General features: G+C 32.1%; 6 protein-coding genes. 4 read left to right on the forward strand and 2 right to left on the reverse strand.

The genetic code is table 11. The features are described 5' to 3' along the window. Window positions 1-40 precede the first annotated feature (40 nt). A complete protein-coding gene (locus ACQ0RB_RS12885) occupies window positions 41-766 on the forward strand; it encodes a T9SS type A sorting domain-containing protein (protein ID WP_430498926.1) in 726 nt (241 codons plus the stop codon). Window positions 767-817: 51 nt separating this feature from the next. Here the strand turns inward: ACQ0RB_RS12885 and folK are convergent, their stop codons facing one another. After that, window positions 818-1,960, reverse strand: coding sequence for a 2-amino-4-hydroxy-6-hydroxymethyldihydropteridine diphosphokinase (gene folK / locus ACQ0RB_RS12890; protein WP_430498928.1), 1,143 nt, complete (start codon window positions 1,958-1,960; stop codon window positions 818-820). Between the two features lie 72 nt (window positions 1,961-2,032). On the opposite strand from folK, the gene ACQ0RB_RS12895 reads away from it, so the two are divergent. The 3 genes from ACQ0RB_RS12895 (at window position 2,033) to rpsU (ending at window position 6,053) form a co-directional block, all read left to right on the forward strand. Then, complete coding sequence (locus tag ACQ0RB_RS12895) at window positions 2,033-2,737, forward strand: queuosine precursor transporter (protein WP_430498930.1); 705 nt, start codon at window positions 2,033-2,035, stop codon at window positions 2,735-2,737. Window positions 2,738-2,953: 216 nt separating this feature from the next. Beyond that, entirely contained in the window at window positions 2,954-5,602 is a 2,649-nt protein-coding gene (locus tag ACQ0RB_RS12900) for an AsmA-like C-terminal region-containing protein (protein ID WP_430498932.1), read from the forward strand. 256 nt (window positions 5,603-5,858) lie between these two features. Further along, on the forward strand, window positions 5,859-6,053 hold the full coding sequence (rpsU, locus tag ACQ0RB_RS12905; RefSeq protein WP_129761159.1) for a 30S ribosomal protein S21: 195 nt from the start codon (window positions 5,859-5,861) through the stop codon (window positions 6,051-6,053). An 11-nt stretch (window positions 6,054-6,064) separates the two neighbouring features. Here the strand turns inward: rpsU and ACQ0RB_RS12910 are convergent. Beyond that, window positions 6,065-6,464: DUF2797 domain-containing protein (locus tag ACQ0RB_RS12910; protein ID WP_430498934.1), on the reverse strand; the 400-nt coding region annotated here is incomplete at its 5' end.

Here is a 6,464-nt window from a genome sequence, read left to right on the forward strand (position 1 = left end):
GCCTTAAATACGAATTAACCCTAACTTAACCAAAATTAAAATGAGTAAAACTTTACTTTTCTTTTGTGCTTTTTTTATTTTTCAATTTACATTTTCTCAAGTCATTGCCGTAAGCGGGTCTTGTACAGATAGTGAGGCTCTTAGCAATTACTATCAAGTAAATGGAACCGACTCACAAAATGGGAAACCCAAATACACTGGTGAAAACTCTATAACTGGCTGCTCCCAATATACAGATGAATTGACTTGTGACTCTGGCAGCAATATTAGCACATTTATCTATTATACAATAGAGTGGAGTGGCACTAATTGGGAATGGGTAAAAACCACTACAACTGGTAGCTTTTGTGTTTGGTTAATAGAAGAGTGTGTTCCTACACCTGAGCCAGAAACATCTAATACAACGAGAGAGGTGTTAGCTAGTAGTCCAGCAGACACTCCTACGCCTCCATGTACTGGCTGGACAGGAGATTGCAGCCCTACATTTTCAGAGTGTGCTACTTTAAGCATAAGCAACAATAATTTTGATAAGCAATTTACTTATTACCCAAACCCTACAAATGGTAATTTTAACATTAAATTTGAAGCACCAATTGATGAGTTAAATATAAGTTTAACCAATGTTTTAGGTAAAGTAATTATGAATAAAACATATAATAATTCTCAACTTATAGAATTAAATATCGATCAACCTTCTGGAATTTATTTTGTTAAACTTGTTTCTAAAAACGGTCAAAAAGCTAATATAAAGTTAATTAAAAATTAATTTTTTTAATCCAATACACACAACATAAGAGAATCATCTTATGTTGTGTTTTTATTTTTTAGTTGAAGAACTAATAATTTGATCCAATACCCATAAATAATCTTCTCTACTGCTCACAAAATCCTTATCTGAAATATCAATAATCTTTACATTAAGCTCAGTTTGGTTTTTTAAAAACTCTAAATATCCAGCATTAATTTTTTCGAGATAGTCGTTATCTATATTCTGCTCATAATCTCTACCTCTCTTTTTTATGTTTTCTTGTAAACGTTGTGTGTTTTGATACAAATACACATACAATTCAGGTTTTGCAATGTCCTTATACATTAAGTAGAACAACTTTCGGTAGAGTTTAAATTCGTCTTCAGGCAATGTGATTTTTGAAAAAATCAACGATTTATAAATATCATAATCGCTAACTATAAAATCTTTAAAGAGATCTAGCTGAGAAAGATCGTCACTTATTTGTTGGTATCGATCTGCTAAAAAAGACATTTCCAAAGTAAAGGCATAGCGTTGTGCATCTTCGTAAAACTTTGGTAAAAACGGATTATCAGCAAAACGTTCTAATATAAGTTTAGCATTGAAATCTTGAGCTATTTGAGTAGACAAACTGGTTTTTCCTGCTCCAATATTTCCTTCAATAGCAATATAGTTGTAACCTGACAACTTGTATTGCTTTATTGGATTTTTCAACCAAATATTTATGGTTTCAATAGCGCTTTTATCATCACAGTCTTGCAGTAATTCGGTAATACTTTTTTGATAAACAGGATGTTGATATTTTGGCGCAATATCAAATAAAGGCTGCAACACAAACTTACGTTTATGCAACTCTTTATGAGGTACAACAAGGTCTTTACTTTCAATTATTTCGTCATTAAAAAACAAGACATCCAAATCGATAGTTCGTGCTTCGTATCCAGAATTTTCAGTACGCAGACGTCCTAATTGTGTTTCAATTTGCAACAATTGCTGTAACACATCTTGAGCTTCAAGAGACGTTTCAATAAGCAAACATGTGTTTAAAAAATCGTCGCTTTCAAAGCCTAAAGCAGGTGTATTGTACACTTTTGAAATAATATTCACCTTCCCTATTTGCTTAAAAATAAGATCTACAGCATCTTGCAGATGCTTTAATCTATCTCCTTTATTGCTCCCTAATGCGATGTAAACTTTGTTGATATTGCTCATAACAGGCTTCAAAATAAGTAAAAGAAATTTTAATAGTTTATATTTACTAAACCTATTTATTCACAATTTAAAATGACGTTAAAAGACAAACTTGCTGCACAACGAATTTACCTACTCCTAGCTGCTTTGTTTATAACCTCCTTGGTGGTTTCTAATTTAATTTTTCAGAAGTTTTTTTATTGGTATCCTGTAAATGTTTCGGTTTTTGGAACAAAGCTTTTTGAAATTTCGGTTGGTATTTTACCCTATCCTGTTACGTTTTTAATTACCGACCTTATCAGTGAAATCTATGGTAAAAAGAGAGCTAACCAAGTTGTAGTTACTGGTATTTTTGCTTCGGTATTTTCGTTATTAATAATTTTTGCCGCCAACTCTGTTCCTGCTACTTCTTGGTCTTATGTTGACGATGCATTATTCTCAAAAGTATTCGGGAATTCTGCCATTGCTGTTTGTGCTAGTATGATGGCATATCTATTTGCTCAGTTTATCGATATTCAAATTTATCATTTCTGGAAACGCCTTACTAAAGGCAGACACTTATGGTTAAGAAACAATTTTTCTACTTGGTTTTCTCAATTTGTCGATACCTTTACAGTATTAATGCTTCTTTGTTCGTTTGATATTATTCCTTGGGAAAACTTCAAAGGCTTATTAGTTGCTGGCTTTTTGTTTAAAGTACTCGTCGCTTTATTTGACACTCCATTTTTATACCTTGGAGTATACTTGTTTAAAAGAAGGTTTAAGCTTAAAACCAATGAAGAACTTCAACTGCTCTAAAAATGTTAAAGTTTATTTAACCTTTTGACTTATTAAGTTTACGAGTGTCTAACTTAAAGATTGTTAAATTTGCTTTGCATCAACCAATCTGCTATTTTATACGTATATACTTACACAAATCAACTTATGACATGTCCAGTTTTTATAGATTACAAATTATCAATAATAACATTGAGGCATTGCATATAACCAACAACAAACACTAAAAATCATCTGATGAAAAAAGCATTAAAAATATTAGGTATAGTAATTCTTATAGTATTTCTTCTCCTGTTAGCCATTCCGTTTGCGTTTCAATCTCAAATAAAGGATATGGTAAAAAACTTTATCAACCAAAACTTAAATGCTCATGTTGAGTTTAGCGATGTTAGCTTGAGCTTGATAAGGAGTTTTCCTCAAGCTCATGTAAATGTTGATGATTTAGTGATTACCAATTTTGAACCGTTTAAAGACGAAACCTTTGCTACTGCAAAGAATATTTCGTTTACCATGTCAGTAAAAGAACTTTTCAAAAAAGCCGATGAGGATCCAATTGTGGTTAATTCTATAACTGTCGATGAAGCTTTATTGACATTAAAAACTGATAAATTTGGAAACACAAACTACGATTTAGCCAAAAAAGACGATACAGCAAATAACACTGAGTCTTCAACTGAAAGCTCTAGTTTTTCGTTTGACATTGAAGATTATAGTATTAACAGTAGTGCATTAACTTATTTAGATGAAGGTGCCAATACCGAAATTTATGTTACTGAACTTAACCATAGCGGAAAAGGAACATTTTCGGCAGAAACTTCTGAATTAGACACTAAAACCGAAGCCAATGTGAGTTTAAGTATGGATAGCACAAAATACTTAAACAACAACCACATTAAGCTAGATGCTTTAATTGGTTTAGATCTCAACAACCAAAAGTACACATTTAAAGACAACAAAGGTTACATTAACCAGTTACCACTTGAGTTTAAAGGGTATGTTCAGATGGTAGACGAAGGTCAAGAAATTGATATTACTTTTGAAAATCCGCAATCGTCATTCAAGGATTTCTTAGCAGTAATACCTGAAACCTATTCCAAAAACATTGATGATGTAGAAACCTCTGGAGATTTTAAAGTTTCTGGTGTTATTAAAGGTTTGGTTTCTGAAACCACTATACCAACATTAGATATTAGCATTTTATCAAACAATGCATCGTTTAAGTATCCTGATTTGCCAAAACGTGTTGAAAACATTACCATTAACACAGCTATAAAAAACACAACAGGAAATGTTGATGATACTTTTGTAGCTATAAACACCTTGAATTTTAAAATAGACCAAGACGTGTTTAAATCTTCGGCAACTATAAAAAACATTACAAAAAACATGTTGGTAAATGCTAATCTTGATGGAACCTTAAACCTGAACAACATCACTAAAGCATACCCAATTGAGTTAGAAAATGAGTTAAGTGGTATTTTAAAAGGAAACCTAAATACTGCTTTTGATATGGAAGCGATTGAAAAAAACCAGTACGAACGCATAAAAAACAACGGTTCGGTAACGGTTTCTGATTTTATATTTTCTTCAGAAGATATTGTAAACCCAATTCATATTTCAAAAGCCGATGTTACTTTTAATCCAGGAACTGTAAGCCTTAACAGTTTTAATGCAAAAACTGGAGAAAGCGACCTAAATGCCACAGGAACTATCAAAAACCTTATTGGATTTTTACTAAGCGACAAAAAACTACAAGGAAACTTTAATGTAAATTCTAACTATTTTGCAGTTAGTGATTTTATGGTTGCTAGTTCGGAAACAGAAGGCACCAATAAAACTACTCCAGCCTCAGAATCATTAAAAATACCTGACTTTTTAGATTGCACCATAAACGCTAATGCTAAAACTGTAGTTTATGATAATTTAAACCTTAAAGATGTAAAAGGTGCTTTAGTGATAAAAGACCAAGAAGCAAAACTGCAAAACCTAACCTCATCCATTTTTGATGGTATTTTGGCAGTAACTGGAAACATTTCTACCAAAGCAGATATACCAACTTTTAATCTTAGTTTAGGTGCAGATAGTTTTGACATTTCAAAATCATTTAAAGATTTACACTTGTTGCAAAGCTTAGCTCCAATTGCAAAAGCATTGCAAGGAAAACTTAATACTACTATTAATTTAGCTGGTAGTCTTGACAACGAGTTTTCGCCAAAATTAAGTTCTATTTCAGGTGATGCTTTTGCAGAATTGCTGACCACTAAAATAGACCCAAAGGGAGGCGAATTGTTAAGTAAGCTAGAAGGCGCTCTAAATTTTGTAGACTTCAGTAAACTTAACCTTAATGATATTAAAGCTCAGTTAAAATTTGAAAATGGTAATGTCACTGTTAAACCATTTAAACTATCCTATCAGGATATAGGTATTGAGGTTTCTGGTTCGCATAGTTTTGAAAAAACCATGTCGTATAACGCAGTGTTTAATGTACCTGCAAAATATTTAGGAAGTGATGTAAACAGACTTATTGGAAAAATAAATGACAACGACGTTAACAAAATCACTATTCCTGTTACTGCAAACATTACTGGTTCTTATACGAGTCCGAAAGTTTCTACCGATTTAACAAGTGGTGTTTCTAATCTTACAAAACAACTTATTGAGATTGAAAAGCAAAAATTACTTAACTCTGGAAAAGATAAAGTGAATGACTTACTTGGAAATCTTTTAGGTGGTGATAAAAATACCACTAACGAAACAACAAAAGACTCAACAGCTACTAAAACAGACACTACCACTACAAAAGACCCTGTTAAAGAAGGTGTTAAGAGCCTTTTAAATGGACTAATAAAAAACCGAAAGAAAACCGACAGCACCAAACAGCAGTAGATATATTTTAAGAAAGTCGTCAATTCGAGTATGCCTGCATTTACTGTAGGCATGTATCGAGAATAAGACTTGAGTTAAAAGAAAAGCAGTTCTCGATACAATTTTTTCTTCCTTACGTTAGAAAAAACCACTCGAACTGACATTTGCAGATTAAAGGTTTTAAAATATTTTTTAATTTTTTATTGAAAGAAACAAGTATTTTCTTGCGTAACTCAATAAAAAAGTTAAGTTGTAGGTTCACATTTAAACACAAAGAATGATAAAAATTGTACTAAAAGAAGGAGAAAGTATAGAGCGTGCTTTAAAACGCTACAAGCGTAAACACAGAAATGTAAAGATTATGCAAAACCTAAGAGATGGTCAATTCTTTACAAAGCCTTCTGTAAAACGCAGACGCGAAATTCAAAAAGCCTCTTACATTCAGCATTTAAGAGATCAAGAAGAATATTAGTAGATACTAGCTTAAACGCTAATACCTACAAATAACCCTTCATTACTTCTTATATTGAAAACGGTTTGGTCTTCAAAAATAAGATACTGTCCTTTTATACCCTTTAAAGTTCCTGTATAGCTTTTAGCTTTTAAAAGATTTAAGCTCTTTGGCTTTTCAGGGTATTTAATTACAGGAAAATCTAAATTGGTTTCAGTATTACTTTCGATGAAATAATCTTTGGCTTCATCAGGAATGTATTGTTTTAATCGCTCACGCCATTCTACCAAGTTTTCATCAACTATTTCGTTTTTTAACATGGTTCGCCAATTGGTTTTATCACTTACATGGTTCTTTAAAGCGACTTCGGTAATACCAGCTAAATAACGATTAGGTACTTCAACGATTTCAATAGCTTCATGAGCGCCTTGG

The organism is Gaetbulibacter sp. PBL-D1 (genome assembly GCF_050509525.1).
Lineage (GTDB): Bacteria > Bacteroidota > Bacteroidia > Flavobacteriales > Flavobacteriaceae > Gaetbulibacter_B > Gaetbulibacter_B jejuensis.

Excerpts from the sequence above, each read along its gene's own strand:
- ACQ0RB_RS12900 (WP_430498932.1), top strand. The coding sequence starts at position 2,954 with ATGAAAAAAGCATTAAAAATATTAGGTATAGTAATTCTTATAGTATTT.
- folK (WP_430498928.1), bottom strand. The coding sequence starts at position 1,960 with ATGAGCAATATCAACAAAGTTTACATCGCATTAGGGAGCAATAAAGGA.
- ACQ0RB_RS12885 (WP_430498926.1), top strand. The coding sequence starts at position 41 with ATGAGTAAAACTTTACTTTTCTTTTGTGCTTTTTTTATTTTTCAATTT.
- ACQ0RB_RS12895 (WP_430498930.1), top strand. The coding sequence starts at position 2,033 with ATGACGTTAAAAGACAAACTTGCTGCACAACGAATTTACCTACTCCTA.
- rpsU (WP_129761159.1), top strand. The coding sequence starts at position 5,859 with ATGATAAAAATTGTACTAAAAGAAGGAGAAAGTATAGAGCGTGCTTTA.